Genomic DNA, 17,562 nt, shown 5'->3' with positions numbered 1-17,562 from the left:
GATGGCCCACAGGGCCAAGCCGGTGGCGGCGGCGGGGTCCAGATGGGTGGTGGTCAGTCCCGTGGGGGTGCGGCCGGTCATGCGGGCTCTCCTGCGGGCTCGGGGGGGCAGATCCGGTCAAGTGCGTCAGCGAGGTCGGCCATGCCGCACTTGACCTCGTTCCACCCCGCCCACTGGGCGATCGGGTCACCCGCGTCGTCGCCGCCCGAGGTGTCGAGCTCCCGCGTCTCGGTGAGGTCGTCGTAGGTCAGGTGCACGCTGGAAAGCCGAGCTGTTCCGTGCCCGATCGCGGACATCGCGCCCAGAGGAATGCGGTCGGCCCACGGTGTGCTCAGGTGCCCGATGGTCATTGCTGTCAGCGCGAGGTCTCGTGGGGTCGGGTCGAGGATCTCGAGGGTGATCGTCGTCCGAGCGCCGACCGTGACCTCATAGGTGAGCAGAAGTCCGCTGATGACGCCGCCGGTGAGGATGTGGCGGGGGGTGCGATGAAGGTGCAGTGTGGTCGGCTCCGCGGTGGGGTCGTTCATGTCGACCCACCGGTTGCAGTCGCTGAGGTGAAGATGGCTGGCCGCCAGTGTGCCGTCGGCGCGGCGGCCACCGGTCACTTCGGCGACGAGGTGTCGGATCTGCTGGGCTTGATCGGCCGAAAGTCCCCCGTCGGTTGTGCGTGCCGCCGCGGCGTCGAGGAGGATGCGGGTCGCGGCACGGGTGAGCCACGACTTGAGGGCGTCGCCGGTGAGCCACCGCGAGGATCCGTGGCCTTCCTGTCGGCCATGGTCCACCGGATCCACGCCAGGCAGTCCGCTGGTCACCGGTCCGAGCCGGACGCTGGAGACCCGGGTGGCCTCGGGGTCAGAGGCGGGGAGCTGCTCGACCATGTCCACCGTCGCGGTGAGGCAGAGCACACGCATCCTGTCGGCTTCACCGACAGTGGGGGCCAGATCATCCAGGTCCGTCAGTGTCAGGTCGCGGCCGGCCGCATCCTCGCGGCCGGGTCGGGCAAGGTTTCCCATGTCCGCCCAGGGGGTGGCATACCAGGTGTCGAAGTCACGGCCAACGGTCATGTCGAGGACACGAACGGTGAGGTCGTCGACGACCAAGCGTCCGGCTCCGACGTTCCCACGGAGCCCGTCGCTGAGCCCGAACCGGTGGACTGATCGGATCAATTGGGCCGCCAGGTTCCGAAACCGGTCGCGGTCTGTATGCGGAATGTCGATCCGCAGCAGCACGTTGATCCGCGCATCGACTGTGAGGGCATGCTGGCCCAGCATGCCCTGCTCGACTGTCGAGGTGGTCGGGGACAGCGCGACGACGGATCGGGTGAGGGAGCGCGGGTGCGCGGGCTTGTCGATCTCGGAGATGGACAGGGGGACGACCAGTCCCGTGCGTCCGAGGTGTTGTCCCGACGCGGGGTCGGGGCCGAACAGCTCGCTCGCGGCGGTGCACCCGATCCGGGCGGTGGCCAGGTGTCGGAGTGCGCCCTTGAGGCCAGTGCGGTGCATGAGATCGCGATCGCCGTCCGCCAACCGGATTGGGGTGGTGGCCCGAAGGTCGATCGACACCAACCAGTGTTCGGCGATCCGGCGGGGGAGCCCGCCTCGTCCGGCCAGGGCGTTCACCGAGGGGGTCATGGGGCAGTCTCCTTACTGATGCGTGCACGGGTGTGCAGGAGTTTGCCGACGGCGCGCGCGACGTCGATCGACCACTGGGCTTCCTTGTCCGTGCGCAGGGCGGTGACGGCGCGGGTGGTGTCGTCGTCGCCGAGGAGCTGGTCCAGATGTGCCGGCCAGCGGCGATTCCACGTGTCGTCGCCGTGAGTCGGTGCGGCCGGGGTGGTCTCGTCGGGGCGGGCCATGGTTCGGCACCATTGGTGCAGCGTGACGCGGGTGTCGCCGGTTCCGATCCGGCAACGGGCGTCGCGGGGATTGTTCTGGAGTCTGTTGGCGAGGTTGTTCAGTTCGCCGGGGCCCGCGATGTCGGCCAAGGTACGCAGGGTGTCCGGTCGGGGGAGATCCGTGGCGGTCTCGGCCCAGGCGGCCGCGGTGTCGGTGAGCCAGTCCTGCCACCACTGGGGAAGGACCCGGTCGAGCAGCAGCTCACGCCACAGTGTCGTGGACTGCGGGTCGTGCCGCCACTGCTCGGGTGTGGGAATCGGGTGGCGAGTTGACGGGGTTTGAGGGGTGACCAGGGGCACGGGCTTGCAGGGCCACACCCCCAAGACCCCGAAGCCGTCGACGGTGCGGTCGCCGACCCTGCAGGTGAGCACCGTGGCCAGTGCGTCGGCGGCCACATCGACGTCGGCGGACAGGTACACGCAGCTCGAGGCTCCGGCTGCGGGAACGGTGGGGCGGTGACCGCCGAAGCCGGCAGGGGAGCCGGACACGGTGCTGCTGGCGAGCGCGCCCCCGGTGATGGTCACCGGGCTGCCCACGACCGTGCTGACCAGCTCGGCCACCCGTGTCGAGAACGCGGCCGGGTCGTGATCACCATGGTCGCCGCGTACAAGGGCCGGGGAGGTGGCGACCAGGCAGAACTCCGTCCCGGCGGGGACTCCGTCGACAAGGGAAGGCGGGAGGAGTGCGGTGAGATCGTCGATGATCTCGGCGGTGACGGTGACGGAGCCACCGAACCCGGAATCCCGGTTCGACCCGACAGTGAGGGGCTGTTTGGCGGCGGTGGAGGTGAGGGTCTCGACGACGGTGCCGGCCTCGTCGTCAGGTCCGGTCCACAGCAGGTCACTGCACCACCGTTGGCCGGCGGTGAGATATTGCACGGCAAATGGGCCGTATCCCTCGACGGCGCCGCGTTCGCGGGAACGGACCAGACGCAGGGTGGTCGCCGTCTCCACGGTGACCGGGCAGAAGCCGTCGTAGGTCAGGATGCCGTAGCCCGGAGGTGAGGAGAACGCGCAGTCCGCGGCGAGCGAGTCCACAGGGGCCAGCACCGGGTGGTCGTCGTCGTCGGTGGTTTCGACCCAGTCGGCGGGCACGATCGACGACGTGCCCGCTCCGTCGAGGACAGGCAGTCCCAGTGCGGCCTGGAGTCGGCCGTCGACGATCCACTGACGGTGGAGCTCCGCAGAGCCCGTGGCCATGGCCAGGGCATTGAGGACACCCCGGGTGGTTGGTCCGGGGAATTCAGTGAGCGTCTTCTGCCAGCTCCTCACCGTGGCGTCGGCCAGCACGGCGTTGTCGTTCACGGTCCAGTGCAACCGGATTCTCGTGGTCATCGGGCACCTCTCTCCTGGCCGGCAGCGACAGGAGCGGCCACAGGTCGTGTGCCGTCGATCCGGCAGGTAACCAACCCCCACCCGTTGCTCTCGCCCCCACCGACCTGCCTGAGGGCTCCCACGACCTGCTCGAACAACTCCCACTCGTCGTCCCGCGGTGGCCGCTTCCACGACACCGGGGCGTAGAGGACGGTGCCCTCGCGTACCGCGGCGCTCACGCGCATCGTCTCGGGGACCGGGCCGCGGTCTTTGTCGGAGCGGGTCTGGACGCGCCTGACGAGGTGCGTGGACCTGCACTGCTCCACCACCCACTGCCGAGCCCCCGTGCGGGCGAGTCCATCGGCCAATGCGGCCACCGAACTGCGGTAGGTGTCGGGGAGCCGTGCGGTGTCCACGGTGACCAGTCGAGAGGAACCGATGGCCTCGGGCATCCCCAGCAGCCGGGCCGCCGTGGAACGACGCGCCTCACCCGTCTCTTCGTCGTCGCCGGGTCGGTCGATGATCGCGAGCATCGCATCCCGGAGCCGGCTGGACAACCGGGTGGCCGGGATCTCGGGAAGCCCGAACTCGTCGCAGACCGTGTCGATGTCGACCAGCGGGGAGGATGTGCCCACAGTGCCGATCACCATCTCGCTGGCCAGAAGGATCTCAAGCCGCATCCCCAGCACCTCCTTTCGGGGTGAGGACGGCGTGGTCCATCCCCTCGATGGCCCGATACCACGCCCACATAGGGACCTGCCGGTCGCTGGCAGTCGGCGTCGGCCCGGGAGGAGGCCAGGCGGTTCCGGACTGCTGGTAGGCGTTCATCAACTCCGCGTGGGCACGGCGCTGGGAGCCGGCAAGAATCGCTGAACGTATCGGGCCTTTGAGTCGGCTCCGGGCCGGGGACGGGTCGGCCCGCAGTTGCCCGCCGATCAGTTCGTCGAACACATAGGACACGTCACACAGTCGTGGGTTGTGGCCCGTACCGCGCTGCCGCATCATCGGGCCGATGTAGAGGCCGGCCCGGGCCTGTTCCTCGCGGAACCGGTGTATCGCGCCGATGTCGGGACCGGTGTGAGACCAGTCCAGATCGAATCCATGAGACTGGATACCGGCGGTGGCGAACTCTCGGCAGCGGGCCTTGGCGGAGTCGCACAGCCACTCGGCGATGCGGTGGCCTGCTGTTAAAGGAAGTCCCTGAGGGATCACGGCGGCCCCGATTCCGATGGTGGGGACTTGCCCGAGTTCGGAGCGCAGCACCCGGCGCGGGTCTCGCTCGTCCACCGGTTCATCGTCGAGCCAGTGCATCAGCGTCTGGGCGACCAGCGGCGTGAGGCGGCCGTCGCAGACCATGACGAGGTCGTCGCCGGCGATGATCCACGGGCGCACCGGCAGGTACACGACCTGAGTCCCTTCGGATTGGCCGGTGGCCAGATCGACGACTGGTCCGCCGGACCCGTGGCCGCGGAGTCGGGGACGCTGGTTGTCCGTGTCCAGGTCGACTAGCTCAACCAGGCGGGCGCACACCGCAGTGGACATGGCCCACTGGGTGTCGGCCAGAGCGGCGCTGACCGCCTGCCACCGCGCCAGAGCGCCTGTCTGGTCGCAGCGACCGGCGTCGACCTCCTGGCTCAGGCCATCACCGAAGGAGCGCAGGAGCCTGCCCATCTGGTTGAGATCCGCCACGAGCACACCGACCTGGGACATCTCTCCCCCGCTGCGTCCGAGGTCGGTGATTTTGCTCGGCAGCTGCCACCTGATGCCCTCCGGTGCGGTGACACCGTCCAGGAGCCGTTTCTGGTACCTCGCATGGGCACGACGGCCCTCTTCCCGCGCGGCGTGCGCCTGACCCGACATCGGCACCTGTGCCCCGCCACCGTCGTGGACGAGGATCTCGGCAGCGTCGCCGGTCTCGGTGCAGCGGACCGGCCCGAAGGCGCCTGTCCCGGCAGCGGTCGGAACCCGCCGGGATCGGGCCCGACTCATGGCCCATCCGTTGTGCTGGAGAACCCGGATCGGCTGATCGTCGAGTCCGTCGACGCGGTCCACTGAGACGGACAGATGGTCGGACACGTTCGCGACGGTGCGGGACCACGCGGCGACCACGTCTCGGGCATGGGCGTCGTCGACACGGGCGACGGCGGCCCCGCCGGCGGAGTGCCACACTTGCACGTGGTCACCGAACTTCTCCAGGAAGGTTCGGCTGGTGAGGGCCTCCACCTGCCCGGACCGACCGGCCGGGTCCAGAAACGATCCACCCGCGAAGATGTACCGCTGGATTCCCGCTACTTTGAACCGGATCACGGCCACCGGTCACCACCTCCCGGCAGGATCATCCCCCGAACCGGCCGTGCGGTAGGGAGGAATTCTTCAAGGAGATCTCAGGTCTCATGCCGCGAGATGTCCCGGCTGGGACGTCAGGTGCCACCCGCCGCAGTGGTCGCATTCGTAGCCGCGGGCGACCGTCCACGTGCAGCTGCGTCCCTCCACCCGGGCGGCACCCTGGACCCGGCGGGCCTGCCGCAACACCAGGTGCACGTCCCGGATATCGTCCAGACGCTGCTTGCCCGTCATGGGGCACTTGGGAAATGAGCGAATTCCGTGGCGGCTGTCCATGCGATGGTTCCCTTCTCGATCAGCGCAACTTCGAGCAAAGGCACCGGCGAGGGCGCGTACCAGACCCTTCAGGGACCCGGCCGACCATCGCGCAGTCAGTGCCGCCACAGTTCTGCGACGCCTCGCCTTTCGTCCCTGGCAGGTCAGGTGCCGCCCCACCCCCAGGGCGGGCTGCCCCCAATCACGAAAGAAGGGGTCAAGGGTGTCGCCGAGCTTTCCTCCTGCAAGCGCGATCCCCTCCACCTGCAGCACGAGCGCTCCAGAAGACCCCGGACACCCGGACCGTCACCTCCATCGGATCAGGCAGCGGGGCAGGGCCTGCGACCTCTGCCCCGCCCCGGCAAGTCCGGATCAGCGACGCGGGAGTGTCACTCCGTTAGTCACAGTCGTCAACCTCACAGCGCACCCGGTGACGCTCGCCGACGGTAATGGCCGGTTCCTGCGGACGTGGCCTGCCGCCAGTGGTCGCACGGGCGCGGTCCGGCCCGCCACCACTCCCACACTGGGCCACCTCACTGATCCCCTGGCACGTGGAGTCCTGCCGGTCCGCCACATCGACGCCGCAGCCCTGACCGTCGACGCCATCCCTGCCCCGCGATCCGGTCGCTATTGGATCGTCTCTCGGTCCACCGCCTTAGTAGCCAGGCGCGGAGATCTGCTGGTGCCTGGCCCTCTGGACCGGTCCGAAAGCTATTGCACCTACTTCGAAACCTTCTGCTACCAGCCCCTGCACATTGCCGATGCCGTGGCATGCGTCCCTGACGGGCAGGGGGAGTGGAGCGACAACCACGGTGGTGCGTCGCGGGGTGAGTCAGGAGCGGACATGGTCGACTCCGCGACGAAAGACAGGGCGTGAGACCGACGCCTTCCCCCATTGGCGACATTCTCGGGTCAAACAGATCGATGGTCCTAGACAGAAAGGTCACATCCATGGACGGAGCTTCATCGGCTTACCGAGTCGGAAGTCGGTCATTTCCCTCCGTGTGGGACGGCGCGACCCTGATCGCCTGTCGGCCGCTGCCGGAGTCGCAGGCGCTCACTCGGGTGGTGTCCGTCGCACAGTCCCTGGCGGCGACGGCGAGCATTCTGGAGGGTGGTCTGTCGCTGCGATTGGGGGTGGTCGACGGCAGTGGTGTGCAGCTGCGCGTGCGCTCCTCATCCAGGCAGGGTCCGGGGGCCGGTCAGGCGGTGGCCGATGCGCTGTTGCCGATCGGCGACGTCACCGCGTGTACTGATCTCGTCTGGCCGGAAACGGTGTGGGTGTGGGATCTGGTGCCGGTCGTCGCCGGGGGTAGTCCCGGTTTCGTCACCGGGGCGGCAACGATGCCGCCCCGGTGGGAAGCACCCCGGGGTGGGTCTGCGTTGCTCGTCGAGATCGATGAACTCACCGGGCTGTTGTCGCGTCACCCGGACGTTGCATACTGCGTGGACGTGGAGGCCGGTTCATCGACCTCACCGGGCAGCACGGTCGTGCGTCCCCGTCTGGAATGTGTCACCGAGACGCTGCCCGTGACTGCGCAAGCACTGGTACGGCGCATTTTCCCGGGACTGCGGCCCGCTGGCCGCGAGCCTGGGGGCAGCAGGCCTGGCCTACTCGTGGAGTCTGACACTGTTCCTGCGGTGCTGCGGATGCCTGTCGCTACCGACGTCCCGCTGTCGGGGGTGGCCGTCGCGGCCGCCTCAGACAGGGCCGTAGCTCCCACCGTGGCGAGACACGGAGGACCCGATCAACGGACGCCAGGGGTGAGGCTGGGGTGTGCCCGGACCGCCGACCGTCGATCGGTGGACGTGCGGCTCACCGGGCATGAGCGGGAGCGGCACGTCCACATCCTGGGCAAGACCGGCACCGGCAAGTCCACACTGGTGGCGGCGATGGCCGGGGACCTCGCGGATGCCGGCGAATGCGTGATCGTCCTGGACCCGCACTCACAGTTAGTGGAGCGCATCGCGGCCGAACTGTCCGCCAAGGCGGCCAAGCGGGCGTGGTTTATCCGCGCCGGGGACCTGGACAATCCGTTCCGATTCAATCCGCTGGCCGTTGCCGATCCTCAGCACCGCGAGCTGGTCATCGCAGAGATCGGCGACATGTTTCAGCGCTTGTACGACCCTAAGAGCGACGGGATTGTCGGACCTCGGTTCCTCGAGCGCTGCTCAATGGCGCTGCGTGCCTTGTGCACCATCTCTGGGCCGCGCGCCTCCTTACTGGACGTACCGGGATTCTTTGCTGACGACCGACTGGTCGAGGCTGTGAAGAACCATCCCGGCACTGAACCCCGACTCGCACGCTGGCTTGGTAACGAGAGAGCACTGAAGCGCTCCACTGAAAATGGCGATCTGCACGCGTGGGTGTCCTCCAAGTTCGAGCAGATCTCCGGAACCTCGGCAATGCGGTCCATCCTGGGCACCGGGGAGAACTCCATCGACTGGGGGCAGGCGATGGATGCCGGTCGAATAATCCTCATCGATCTGTCCCTAGCCACTCTCGGAGAGATAGCGTCACGGCTGCTCGGGATGCTCCTTGTCAACGCTGTGTGGACCGCGGCGCTGCGCCGGGGTGGCACCACCCCGGTGACGTTGATGGTCGATGAAGCACACAGCCTGCATAGCGGGTCGATGGACCGGATCCTGTCCGAGGGCCGCAAGTTCGGTCTCTCCCTGGTTCTGGCACACCAGTATCTCGACCAGTTGGCCCCCGAACTGCGTTCCGCTCTGGACGGCAATGTCGGCACTACCGTGGCGTTTCGTACCTCTCCCGCCGACGGCCGAGCCCTGGCCGAGCGGTTCGCCGACCCCGTTTCTGCTATTGACCTGCCAATCCTGCCCGACTTGCAGGCGCTGACTCTGCGGTCGACGGACACACTGGCTGCCCGGCCTTTCACCCTGCACATCGACCACAATGACCGGCCAACTCGCCGCCACGACCGCAGCGAGCAGACGGTGGGAGACAACACCCGCCACGACCTCGTCGACCCCTACCGCAACGCACGCCCGCTATTTGGTACCGACCGACTTTCCCAGGCTTACAGCCACCTGGAACACACTGGCCCCCTAGCCCCTGCGCCCAGAAACCCCGACGCTGTCCCGCGATCGGATTTCCTGGAGGAGTGGCTGGCCAAGCGTGCCTTCGCCCACCCCACCACCACGGAGCAGCAATGAGCGTTGATGACCTCACCTTCACCCTGACTTCCGACCACCTGAGCAAGCACCTGCCCGGGCTTGCACCAGCCGTGCTCACCGAGCTGTCCCTACTGACCGCCGATCACATCATCGACCGCGTGGGCGCAGCCCTCTCCGAAGGAATGTCCGACACGCATCTCGAGGAATTCGATGCGATCTCCGGCGACCATGACGACGCCACCGCATGGCTCGAGCAGATGCGACCTGGATACCGAGAACTCACTCCGCAGGTCGTTGACGCGGAGCTGGAGAAGACTGTGCGGGCGGTTCTGTCCAACGACCCCGAAGCCGGACGACCCCTCGACACCACCGCCCTACCCCTGCCCGACTGGGATTCAATCGTCAACACCCTCAATGGGCGCTACTCGACCGAAGACACAAACGATCACCGCGTCATACTGGCCCTCCAGCACCCAGGTCGTCGCCCCCTCCACCTTGGGGTGGCCGCCCGCGAGTGGTGGCTCGAGGTGTTCTGCAGCTTTGGGAACGTCTCCGATGCTCACCTGACTGCGGCATGTCGAACCGCCCTGACCGCCGGCCGAGCAGGAATCGTGGCCATCGAGGACAGCATGATCATTCGGTTTGCCCAACCTAGTGCCGGACTGACCGTTCACGGTCTCGACGCCGCGATCAGCGAGGTCTTCACCACCGCCCGCGCCGCTATCGACGCCCTGCAGTCCACACCCGCCGCCAGTCGCAGCGACAACTGACAACACGAAGTGCGGGGGCATCTCGCGAGCACGTCGGTAGTCACGGTTGCTGCGACCTCGAAACCGCCGCCGAGCAGTGGCGGTCCGGCAATCGGTTCGCGGCGCTGCTCTCGGCGGATGCCGATCCTGACGATCTCCATTCAGACCGATCAGCCCACTGGCGGATGATCGAACACCTGAGGTGCGGCCGCCGATCAGCCGCTTAACTAACGTCTATGTCATTACATCCAAGTGCCGCGTGCAGACCCGAAAACTCGACTCCGCCGACGCAAGACGCCGCGACAGGGCTCTCAGACGTAGTTGACGTTGAGATCGTTCAGGAAGCGCCTCAAGTTGGGTAGATTCTTTGCCTTCTCATCCAGCTTCTTGTAAATCGCGTTGTCGCTGGAGAGCGTCCTCTTGTCGCTCTTCTCCTTGAGGTACGCCATGTCCTTCTGGTATCCACTGAGATCCGCCACTGTTCCTCCAACGCTCCCCGCTGTCCCCATGAACAGCTACTGTGAACCATAGCTTATGTGCACGGAAGGGGACTGTGGTGCAATCTGATCCAACGCAAGCTCAGTTGATGGTGGAAATGTTCCACGAGCTTCGATCGAACCTAGGGCCGATCAACCCCGTGGTTTATACCGAACACGGCGACGCCGATACCCTCGTTAGGGTCCTTGTTCGAGGCGAGACACTAGGCTTTCGTGAGTCGGTCAGCGAGAGCCGCGGCGGCTATTTGATACTTAAGCGCGAAGGTGGAGCTGAGTATGCCTTCGGCGCATTCCGCACGCTTGCTGGTACAAAGTCGTTCGGCGTCTTCTTTCTGCTCGATCCAGGTGAGCGCAGCGGTGAGGCGCATCGGATGCTTATCGAAGGCCTCAATGCCGTCCTGTTCTTGGAGGTTCTGAACTTATCGTCTGACTCAACCCCGGTACCCATCGAGGAGATTGTCCGAACCGGGGAAGGATATCCACTCTGGATCTAAGGTAGGCGTGTAGGGACTTGCTGCTCGGGTGCGCAGGTAATTTATCCCCATGGGGACTACGACGATCTACGTCGCGTCGGTCTACTCCTCGGACTCCGAGGCCGTCCATCTGCACCATTGCGGCGCACTTTCCAGACCGTGCTCCACCAGCCCAAAAAGTGGTAAGTCGGCGACTCGATGTCCTCCTATGCAAAGGTTATGTGCGGCCCGAACTGGAATGGGCTGCGGACAAATCGAGGGAGAGGTCGAGTTCGCGCGATTGGCACACCGGCACCGTTAGCTTCACATAAGGTGAATTCTCGGCCTCATAGGCCGCACGGTAAGGGCCTATGTCTGAGACAGTAACCACGATCCGCAGCACTAAGGCCCCTATCAGCGTGCGTCAACTGCGGGCGTCGACCTTATCCGTAGTAGTCGCAGCTACTCCGCCATATCCCCCCACCCGCCGAACCCCGACGGGTCGTGCCGACCCATGGTGGCGTGCTCGAACAGGCCCCAGCCCACATCACCGTTGCAGGTCGCGCGCGCCACGTGGTCCACGACGTTGAACGGCAGCATGTTCACCACGTCAGGGGAGGTCATGTCGTAGGTGACGGACTCACTCCAGTCTCGGCCCATCCAGCGACCGTGCGACCAGGCCGGGTCGCCCACGTAGCCCGCGCCCATGCTCAGCGGGACCCCGACCAGCGTCTCGACCTCTAGCAACAACGGCTCACCGCGGGGAGTGGTCAGGTGCAGCCTGGCGCAATCCGGATGACGGGTGCCGCTGCGGTAGTCGACCTCCAGCCGCGGCCAACCCAACTGCTCGATCCGTCCGTCGGCGAACACCCGGCTCGCGTGGTTCAGCGTGCGGTGCCCGTCGGGGCTCTCCTGGAGAATCACGACCATCGCGTAGTCGTCGAAGCGCAGCGGGATGTACGTCCACCAGAACCCCTCGCGCGGCTCGGCCGCCCACCGGCCCGGCGGATCGGACTCGCCGCTCGGGCGGATCCCCCACGAGCGGTCCCGGGTGCCCAACCACACGTCGGGGTCGACGGAGAAGTCGCGGCCGTCCACCGAGAGCGTTCCCGACCAGCTACCCACTTGCGCGAACCGGCTCGCGTCCAGCATCGCGCGCGTTCCCTCCAGTAGGACGTGCCGGTCCTCGAGCACCGCATCGAACGAGCCCTGCCAGGTCATGTCCATCGACAGGTCCGGGTGCTCGCAGATCAGACGCAACATCCGCAGCGGGTCGATCACCTCGATCCGGTACCCGCCCACCGCCGGCTCCAGCGACCGCGACTCGAGTGCGTCGGAGAACCGCACCGACCGCTGCGTGTCTCCGTGGCGCACCGTCGCGAACGCGTCCACCACGCCGAGATTGGGATACACCCCGAACCCGGTCACCAGGAACACCTCCCCGGTGCGGTCGTGCGCGTTGAAGTAGTAGCGGTCGTAGAAGTTCCGATCGCTCGTGCCCACCTGCGCCATCGGCAGCGGCGTCTGGTGGACGGGGAATTCGTCGAGCGGGGTGGGTTTCACGTGGATCCTCGGGCAGTAGTCGGCCGCTGGGGCAGCGGGGGAGAGGCTGGTGGGAGCGGCGGGCCGGTGGCGTGGTCAGTCGGCGATGAGCTGCGCCAACTTGGTGTGGTGGAGGACGTACTCGTCCGGGTGGGCGGGGGTCTCCACCTCGCCGAAGTGGATACGACGGCGAGTGATCCGCGACAGGATCACGGCCTGCCGCAGCCCGGCGTACACGTAGTAGAACGGCAGATCCCGGACCGTGGATCCGGTGAGGTGCTCGTACTGCTCGACGACCTCGCTGTGCTCGAACAGGTCCGGAATCCCGGGGAAGTCAAAGGCCACCGCGAGTTCCTGGAACACGTCGTGGAAGTACAGGAACCACCCCAGATCCACCTCGGGCGGCGCGATGGTCGCCATCTCCCAGTCCAGGACTGCGGACGGTCGCGTCCCCTCGTAGAGAATGTTGCCGATCCGTGCATCGCCCCAACTCAAGGCGTCCGGGCTGGCCTCCTCGGGCCAGTGGGCCTCGATCCACTCGAAGGCTCGGTCGATGACAGGGATGGTCAACCCGTCCTCCCGGGTCGTCCACTGGTAGTAGGCGCGCTGCTCATCCACGTGGGCGCGCAGCGCGCTCATGCCGGGGGCGGGAGCGAGCGAGGACACCAGGTCGGCGGGCTGCGGGATCTGGTGAATCGCCGCCAACACGGCCAGGGACTCCCGTTGCACCTCCCGCCGCTGCTGGGGGTCCATCTCCAGGAGCCAGCCGTCGAAGACGTACGGGGGGTTGTCGACCGGGGCCCGGCCGCTGGCCCGGTCCATCACCAGGAAAGGAGTGCCGAGAACGGCCGGGTCCTGCTCGAGCCAGCGGACGCGGGGGACCGGTAGGTCGGTGTTCTCGCGGACCACTCTCATCACGTCGAACTGTTTCTGCAGGTCGTAGACGGGGAACACCGGGAACGCGTCGTCCTGCGGGCACATCCGGGCCACCAACTCCACGGACTGGCGCTCGCTCGACCCGCCCGGGGTCCACGCGGCGTCGAACAGCACCGAGATGTTGGACATCCCCGAGCTCTCCGGCCGGCTCACCGCAGAGACCTCGACCCCGGCGTCGGAGTCGACCTCGTCCCGGCCGGCCAACCACAGGGTCAGGCGCTCACGGAACTCATCGAGGTCGGCCTCGCCCGAGGTGATGCGTTGGTTGAGTGGTTCGTCTGATCGCGTCGATGTCGAACTGGACTCGGTGGACGTCACCTGCGTCGCGTGGTCAGTCATCTGGAGTGGACCCTTCGTGCGGACCTGCCGCGCGGGCGGTACCCGCGCTCGGATCAGTGTGACCCACAGCACATGAGGAAGTGCTCGAAATGCGCAACCCGGCGCCGTTCCCGCCGGAGTGAAGGCGCGCGTTGTCGTCGTCGTCATACTCAGGCGTAGAGGCGGACCGCCTGGCGTCCCACCCGGGGGGTGGGGGTGACTACAGGGGTTTCGATGATCCGTCACCGATCCCCTCGCGTCGGTAGCCTCGGATCGCGGGTCGTGCCGACTCGAAACCTCGAAAAGTGAACGCAGAAGAAGGTGTGCAGTTGTCGATCCCCTTGAGCATCCTCGACCTGGTCTCCATCTCCGACGGCTCGACCGCCAGGGAGGGCATCGCCGCCTCGATGGAGTCCGCGCGCCTCGCGGACCGGCTCGGGTACCACCGGCTCTGGTTTGCCGAGCACCACAACACCCCCAACCTCGCGTCCAGCTCGACGGCGCTGCTCATCTCGCAGGCGGCCTCGGTGACGGAGAGGATCCGCGTGGGCTCCGGCGGAGTGATGCTGCCCAACCACGCCCCGCTCATGGTGGCCGAGCAGTACGGCACGCTCGCCAACCTCCACGGCGACCGCATCGACCTGGGGCTGGGCCGCGCCCCCGGAACCGACGGGATGACCGCCCAGGCACTGAGCCGGTCGTCGGCCGAGCCGCAGGCCTTCGCCCAGCACATCTACGACCTGCAGGCGTGGTTCGGCGAGACCGGTACCGCGCACAGCACCCCGATCCTCTCGTCGGTCTCTCAGGGCATGGAGGTGCCGATCTGGGTGCTCGGGTCCACCGTGAACGGCGCCTCGATCGCCGGTCAGTTAGGGCTGCCGTTCTCGCTGGCCTCGCACTTCGCGCCCGACCAGATCGACGACGCCATCCGCGTCTACCGGGAGTCCTTCAGCACCGAGGCCCCCACCGCGCGCCTCGACACGCCCCAGGTGATGGCCGGGATCAACGTAATCGTCGCCGACACCGACGCTGAAGCGCAGAGACAGTTCACCACCCTCCAGCAGATGTTCCTCGACCTGCGGGCCGGGCGACGCCGCAAGATCCAGCCGCCCGTCGACCCGGAGCAGTTCGCCGGCAGCTCGCCCGGGATGCTCGAGATCAGCGCGGTGGGATCGCCGGCCACCGTCAAGGCGCAGCTGGACGAGTTCGTCGCGCGCACGGGCGCGGACGAGCTGATCACCGTGACCTACGCGTACGACCCGGTGGTGCGGAACCGGTCGATCGAACTGCTGGCCGAGCTGTGGTTCTAATCGCGTTCCCGAATCGCTGAGTCGAGCGCGCTCATCAGCTGCGAGACGCGTGAGCTGCCAGTCGGTGCCTCCGGGTACCGACGAAGAATCGCGGGCACGGGCGGGGTCGTCCGACCAGCCAGGGCTCGAACCGTGTCGCGTTCCGAAGTGCCGGTCCTCAGTTCGGTCACCCGCGCGGCGCACGCAGCTGCGCGGAGTATGTGTCCGACCTGCGACGCCTTGGCGATCGGATGGAGGTAGGCGGCCGCCGCGGCGTCACCACAGGCGAGTGCCGCGAGCTGCGCGCTCTCGTCGGAGACCTCCTTGGCCGCGCGGTGGGAGGCGACGGCGGCGGTTCGTTGCAGGTTCGACCGCCGAGCGCCGTCGGCGAACGCGCGCGCCGCGTCGATCGCGTCTCGTGGACGTGAGTCATCCGGGGCCACGGCGTCGAACTCGGGGAGCAGTCCCTCAGCGCAGTCGGCGGCGAACCGCACGACCGCTCGTAGCTCGTCCATCGTCAGATCGAAGTCCGCTGCGCCCATGGCCCTATTCTCCCGTGCTCTGGGCAGAATCACGTTCGAGGCAGAGCCACGTTCCAAGCGGAGTCACGTTCCAGGGAGAGTCACGTTCCAGGCGGAATCAGGCGGTCTCGCCCGGGGGGTGCGCTCCTCCGGTGGGGACTGCCCCGCAACGCTGATACAACGAGGGATGCCCATCGACGCATTCGAACCCCACCCCCTCGTCCGCCTGCTCGGCATGCCTTCGGCGGAGTTCACCGCGAACGCCCTCGTCCGAGCGGTCGAAGAGCTGGGACTGGAGCAGGTGAACCTGCGCTACGTCGGCGGCGACGGTCGTCTCAAGACCCTGGCCTTCCCCATCAACTCCCGCCAGCACCTCCACGAGGTTCTGACGCGAGGCGAGCGCGTGGACGGCTCGAGCGTCTTTCCCGGGACCGACACCGACGCCAGTGACGTCTACATCGTCCCGCGGCACCGCACCGCTTTTCTCAACCCCTTCGGAGAGCGGATCTCCCTCGACGTCCTGTGTTCCTTCTACCGCGAGGACGGCACGCCGCTGCCGTACGCGCGCGAGCAGGTCGTGCGCCGCGGCGCCGAGGTGCTGACCCAGGAGACCGGCATGACGCTCGAGGCGTTCGGTGAGCTGGAGTACTACCTCGTCGACCGGCCCGAGGCGCTCTATCCCGTCGAGGAGGAGCGCGGGTACCAGGAGTCGGGGCCCTTCTCCAAGCACGAGCGGGTGCGCGAGCAGGTGCTGGGTCACCTCTCCTCCATGGGGGTGCCGCTGAAGTACGCCCACGGCGAGGTCGGCAACATCCTCGAGGACGACCGTCAGCTGGTTCAGCACGAGATCGAGCTCCAGCCGGTGCCGCTGGAGCAGGCCGCCGACAACCTCGTCCTGGCGAAATGGGTGGTGCGCGAGGTCGCCTACTCCCACGGCCTCGAGGCGACGTTCGCGCCGCTGGTCAGCGGCGAGGGCGCTGGGAACGGCCTGCACATCCACAGCCGACTGGTGCGTAACGGCACCAACACCCTCGTCACCAAGGCGGGGATCAACGCCACCGGGCGACGGCTGATCGCCGGCTACCTCTCGACGGCCAGGGCACTGTCCGCGGTCGGCAACACCGTCCCCACGTCCTACCTGCGGTTCACCGCCGGCGACGAGTCGCCCGAGGACATCTGCTGGGGGGAGAAGGACCGCACCGGCCTGGTCCGGGTCCCACTGGCCTGGGGCGGCGACGTGCTGGCCGGCATGGTGGCCCACGCCAATCCCGGCAGCACCGAGCCCGTCCCCGAACCGGCCACTCACCCCCAGACCATCGAGTTGCGACTCGGCGACGGCTCGGCCGACGTCCACCTGCTCCTGGCGGGTATGGCCGTCGCCGCGACGCGCGCGTTGGGAGATGACGGCAGCCTGGAGTTGGCGGACCGCCTCAACGCCGACACCAACGACGATTTCGAGCAGCTGCCCACCTCGTGTGGGGAGGCGGCCGACGTGCTGGAGGCCGAGCGCGAGATGTTCGAAGCCGACGGCGTCTTCCCTGAGAACCTGATCGACGCCCTGCTCGCCGGCTTGCGCGACGCCGACGCCGAGGCCGACGAGGTACCTGGCGGAAAGGGCGACGACGACGAGGCCGCGCGCGAGGAGCTCATCCACCGCCACTGGCACGTCGGCTGAGTTTAACCGCCGTGCGGTCTCCGCAGGGGGATCCGGTCTGGGTCCGCCGTGCCTACGGTGTCGGAACAGTCGTCGGCCGGTACACCTCTCGGAGTGCGTCGAGGGCGCCGGAGTCGAACCACGCGGGGGCGGACCGGGTGAATTCCACGTGATCCAGCCGACCGGCCCCCGCGGGCACCCGGCCGAGCACCGGAACCCCGGCCAGGCGGGGCAGGTCGTCCAGATTGCAGCGCTCGGCGAGGTCGGGGTCGTCCGGCCACGAGCCGATCACGATTCCGGCGCACCGGAGTCCCGCTGAACCGATCGCGCGGACCGTGAGCTCGGTATCGGACAGCGTGCCCAGTCCCGCGCGGGCCACCACGACCACCGGGGCGTCGAGCGACCGGGCGAGATCGAGCACCGTGAGGTCGGCGCCCAGGCGCACGAGTACACCACCGGCGCCCTCGATCAGGTCCAGCCGGCCGGCCGGGGTGGTGGGCTCCTCAGCAGGTGCGGAGGCTTCGGAGGAACCCGTGTCGGTGCCGCCGAGCCACCGCCGGATCGGCCCGAGGAGGTCGTCGAGTGTCGCCTGCGGCACCCCGGCCACTCGAGCGGCGGTCTCGGGGGCCAGCGGATCCGGCAGGCGCCGCACCTCCAGGA

15 protein-coding genes are annotated in these 17,562 nt (G+C 67.7%); 5 read left to right on the top strand and 10 right to left on the bottom strand.

Annotated features, from left to right (window positions below):
* Positions 1–77 precede the first annotated feature (77 nt).
* From IY392_RS01155 to IY392_RS01135, 5 genes are all read right to left on the bottom strand, one after another.
* Positions 78–1,631: a hypothetical protein gene (locus IY392_RS01155; RefSeq protein WP_194860313.1), complete on the bottom strand. Its 1,554-nt coding sequence runs from the start codon at positions 1,629–1,631 to the stop codon at positions 78–80.
* Positions 1,628–3,229, bottom strand: coding sequence for a hypothetical protein (locus IY392_RS01150; protein ID WP_194860312.1), 1,602 nt, complete (start codon positions 3,227–3,229; stop codon positions 1,628–1,630). The genes IY392_RS01155 and IY392_RS01150 overlap by 4 nt, the downstream gene beginning before the upstream one ends.
* Positions 3,226–3,888, bottom strand: coding sequence for a hypothetical protein (locus IY392_RS01145; RefSeq protein WP_194860311.1), 663 nt, complete (start codon positions 3,886–3,888; stop codon positions 3,226–3,228). Before IY392_RS01145 ends, IY392_RS01150 begins: the two co-directional genes overlap by 4 nt.
* Positions 3,878–5,521 carry a hypothetical protein gene (locus IY392_RS01140; protein WP_194860310.1) on the bottom strand — a complete coding sequence of 548 codons (1,644 nt, stop codon included), beginning with the start codon at positions 5,519–5,521 and terminating at the stop codon, positions 3,878–3,880. The genes IY392_RS01145 and IY392_RS01140 overlap by 11 nt, the downstream gene beginning before the upstream one ends.
* Positions 5,522–5,599: 78 nt before the next feature.
* Positions 5,600–5,785, bottom strand: coding sequence for a hypothetical protein (locus IY392_RS01135; protein WP_194860309.1), 186 nt, complete (start codon positions 5,783–5,785; stop codon positions 5,600–5,602).
* A gap of 1,089 nt (positions 5,786–6,874) precedes the next feature.
* Between IY392_RS01135 and IY392_RS01130 the strand changes: the two genes are divergently transcribed.
* Both IY392_RS01130 and IY392_RS01125 read left to right on the top strand, forming a co-directional pair.
* Positions 6,875–8,983, top strand: coding sequence for a type IV secretory system conjugative DNA transfer family protein (locus IY392_RS01130; protein WP_194860308.1), 2,109 nt, complete (start codon positions 6,875–6,877; stop codon positions 8,981–8,983).
* The gene (locus tag IY392_RS01125; protein WP_194860307.1) at positions 8,980–9,714 is read left to right on the top strand and encodes a DUF5663 domain-containing protein; all 735 of its coding nucleotides are present in this window, start codon (positions 8,980–8,982) and stop codon (positions 9,712–9,714) included. The genes IY392_RS01130 and IY392_RS01125 overlap by 4 nt, the downstream gene beginning before the upstream one ends.
* A 290-nt stretch (positions 9,715–10,004) precedes the next feature.
* Here IY392_RS01125 and IY392_RS01120 read toward each other — a convergent pair whose 3' ends face one another.
* Positions 10,005–10,202, bottom strand: coding sequence for a hypothetical protein (locus IY392_RS01120; RefSeq protein WP_156607075.1), 198 nt, complete (start codon positions 10,200–10,202; stop codon positions 10,005–10,007).
* A 77-nt stretch (positions 10,203–10,279) separates the two neighbouring features.
* Here IY392_RS01120 and IY392_RS01115 point away from each other — a divergent pair, with 77 nt between their 5' ends.
* Positions 10,280–10,684, top strand: coding sequence for a hypothetical protein (locus IY392_RS01115; protein ID WP_194860306.1), 405 nt, complete (start codon positions 10,280–10,282; stop codon positions 10,682–10,684).
* A 420-nt stretch (positions 10,685–11,104) separates the two neighbouring features.
* Here the strand turns inward: IY392_RS01115 and IY392_RS01110 are convergent, their stop codons facing one another.
* Both IY392_RS01110 and IY392_RS01105 read right to left on the bottom strand, forming a co-directional pair.
* Entirely contained in the window at positions 11,105–12,205 is a 1,101-nt protein-coding gene (locus tag IY392_RS01110; RefSeq protein WP_194860305.1) for a hypothetical protein, read from the bottom strand.
* 75 nt (positions 12,206–12,280) lie between these two features.
* A complete protein-coding gene (locus IY392_RS01105; protein ID WP_194860304.1) occupies positions 12,281–13,459 on the bottom strand; it encodes a phosphotransferase family protein in 1,179 nt (392 codons plus the stop codon).
* Between the two features lie 308 nt (positions 13,460–13,767).
* On the opposite strand from IY392_RS01105, the gene IY392_RS01100 reads away from it, so the two are divergent.
* A complete protein-coding gene (locus tag IY392_RS01100) occupies positions 13,768–14,748 on the top strand; it encodes an LLM class flavin-dependent oxidoreductase (protein ID WP_194860314.1) in 981 nt (326 codons plus the stop codon).
* Here IY392_RS01100 and IY392_RS01095 read toward each other — a convergent pair.
* Entirely contained in the window at positions 14,745–15,269 is a 525-nt protein-coding gene (locus IY392_RS01095) for a putative immunity protein (RefSeq protein WP_194860303.1), read from the bottom strand. The two genes, IY392_RS01100 and IY392_RS01095, sit on opposite strands and share 4 nt — an antisense overlap.
* 166 nt (positions 15,270–15,435) lie before the next feature.
* Here IY392_RS01095 and IY392_RS01090 point away from each other — a divergent pair, with 166 nt between their 5' ends.
* Positions 15,436–16,923, top strand: a complete 1,488-nt coding sequence (locus IY392_RS01090; protein ID WP_194860302.1) for a glutamine synthetase beta-grasp domain-containing protein — start codon at positions 15,436–15,438, stop codon at positions 16,921–16,923.
* A 52-nt stretch (positions 16,924–16,975) separates the two neighbouring features.
* On the opposite strand, the gene bioD is transcribed toward IY392_RS01090, so the two are convergent.
* The coding region (bioD, locus tag IY392_RS01085; protein ID WP_194860301.1) for an ATP-dependent dethiobiotin synthetase BioD at positions 16,976–17,562 on the bottom strand (587 nt) is incomplete at its 5' end.

The sequence above is a fragment of the Dietzia sp. SYD-A1 genome (assembly GCF_015356725.1).
Taxonomy (GTDB): Bacteria; Actinomycetota; Actinomycetes; order Mycobacteriales; family Mycobacteriaceae; genus Dietzia.
The sequence above is the reverse complement of the archived record's forward strand: the minus strand, read 5'-3'. Positions and strand labels throughout refer to the sequence as shown.

Coding starts and splice junctions, on each gene's coding strand:
- IY392_RS01115 (WP_194860306.1), top strand. CDS start 10,280: ATGGTGGAAATGTTCCACGAGCTTCGATCGAACCTAGGGCCGATCAAC.
- IY392_RS01145 (WP_194860311.1), bottom strand. CDS start 3,888: ATGCGGCTTGAGATCCTTCTGGCCAGCGAGATGGTGATCGGCACTGTG.
- IY392_RS01125 (WP_194860307.1), top strand. CDS start 8,980: ATGAGCGTTGATGACCTCACCTTCACCCTGACTTCCGACCACCTGAGC.
- IY392_RS01095 (WP_194860303.1), bottom strand. CDS start 15,269: ATGGGCGCAGCGGACTTCGATCTGACGATGGACGAGCTACGAGCGGTC.
- IY392_RS01155 (WP_194860313.1), bottom strand. CDS start 1,631: ATGACCCCCTCGGTGAACGCCCTGGCCGGACGAGGCGGGCTCCCCCGC.
- IY392_RS01150 (WP_194860312.1), bottom strand. CDS start 3,229: ATGACCACGAGAATCCGGTTGCACTGGACCGTGAACGACAACGCCGTG.
- IY392_RS01105 (WP_194860304.1), bottom strand. CDS start 13,459: ATGACTGACCACGCGACGCAGGTGACGTCCACCGAGTCCAGTTCGACA.
- IY392_RS01090 (WP_194860302.1), top strand. CDS start 15,436: ATGCCCATCGACGCATTCGAACCCCACCCCCTCGTCCGCCTGCTCGGC.
- IY392_RS01135 (WP_194860309.1), bottom strand. CDS start 5,785: ATGACGGGCAAGCAGCGTCTGGACGATATCCGGGACGTGCACCTGGTG.
- IY392_RS01120 (WP_156607075.1), bottom strand. CDS start 10,202: ATGGGGACAGCGGGGAGCGTTGGAGGAACAGTGGCGGATCTCAGTGGA.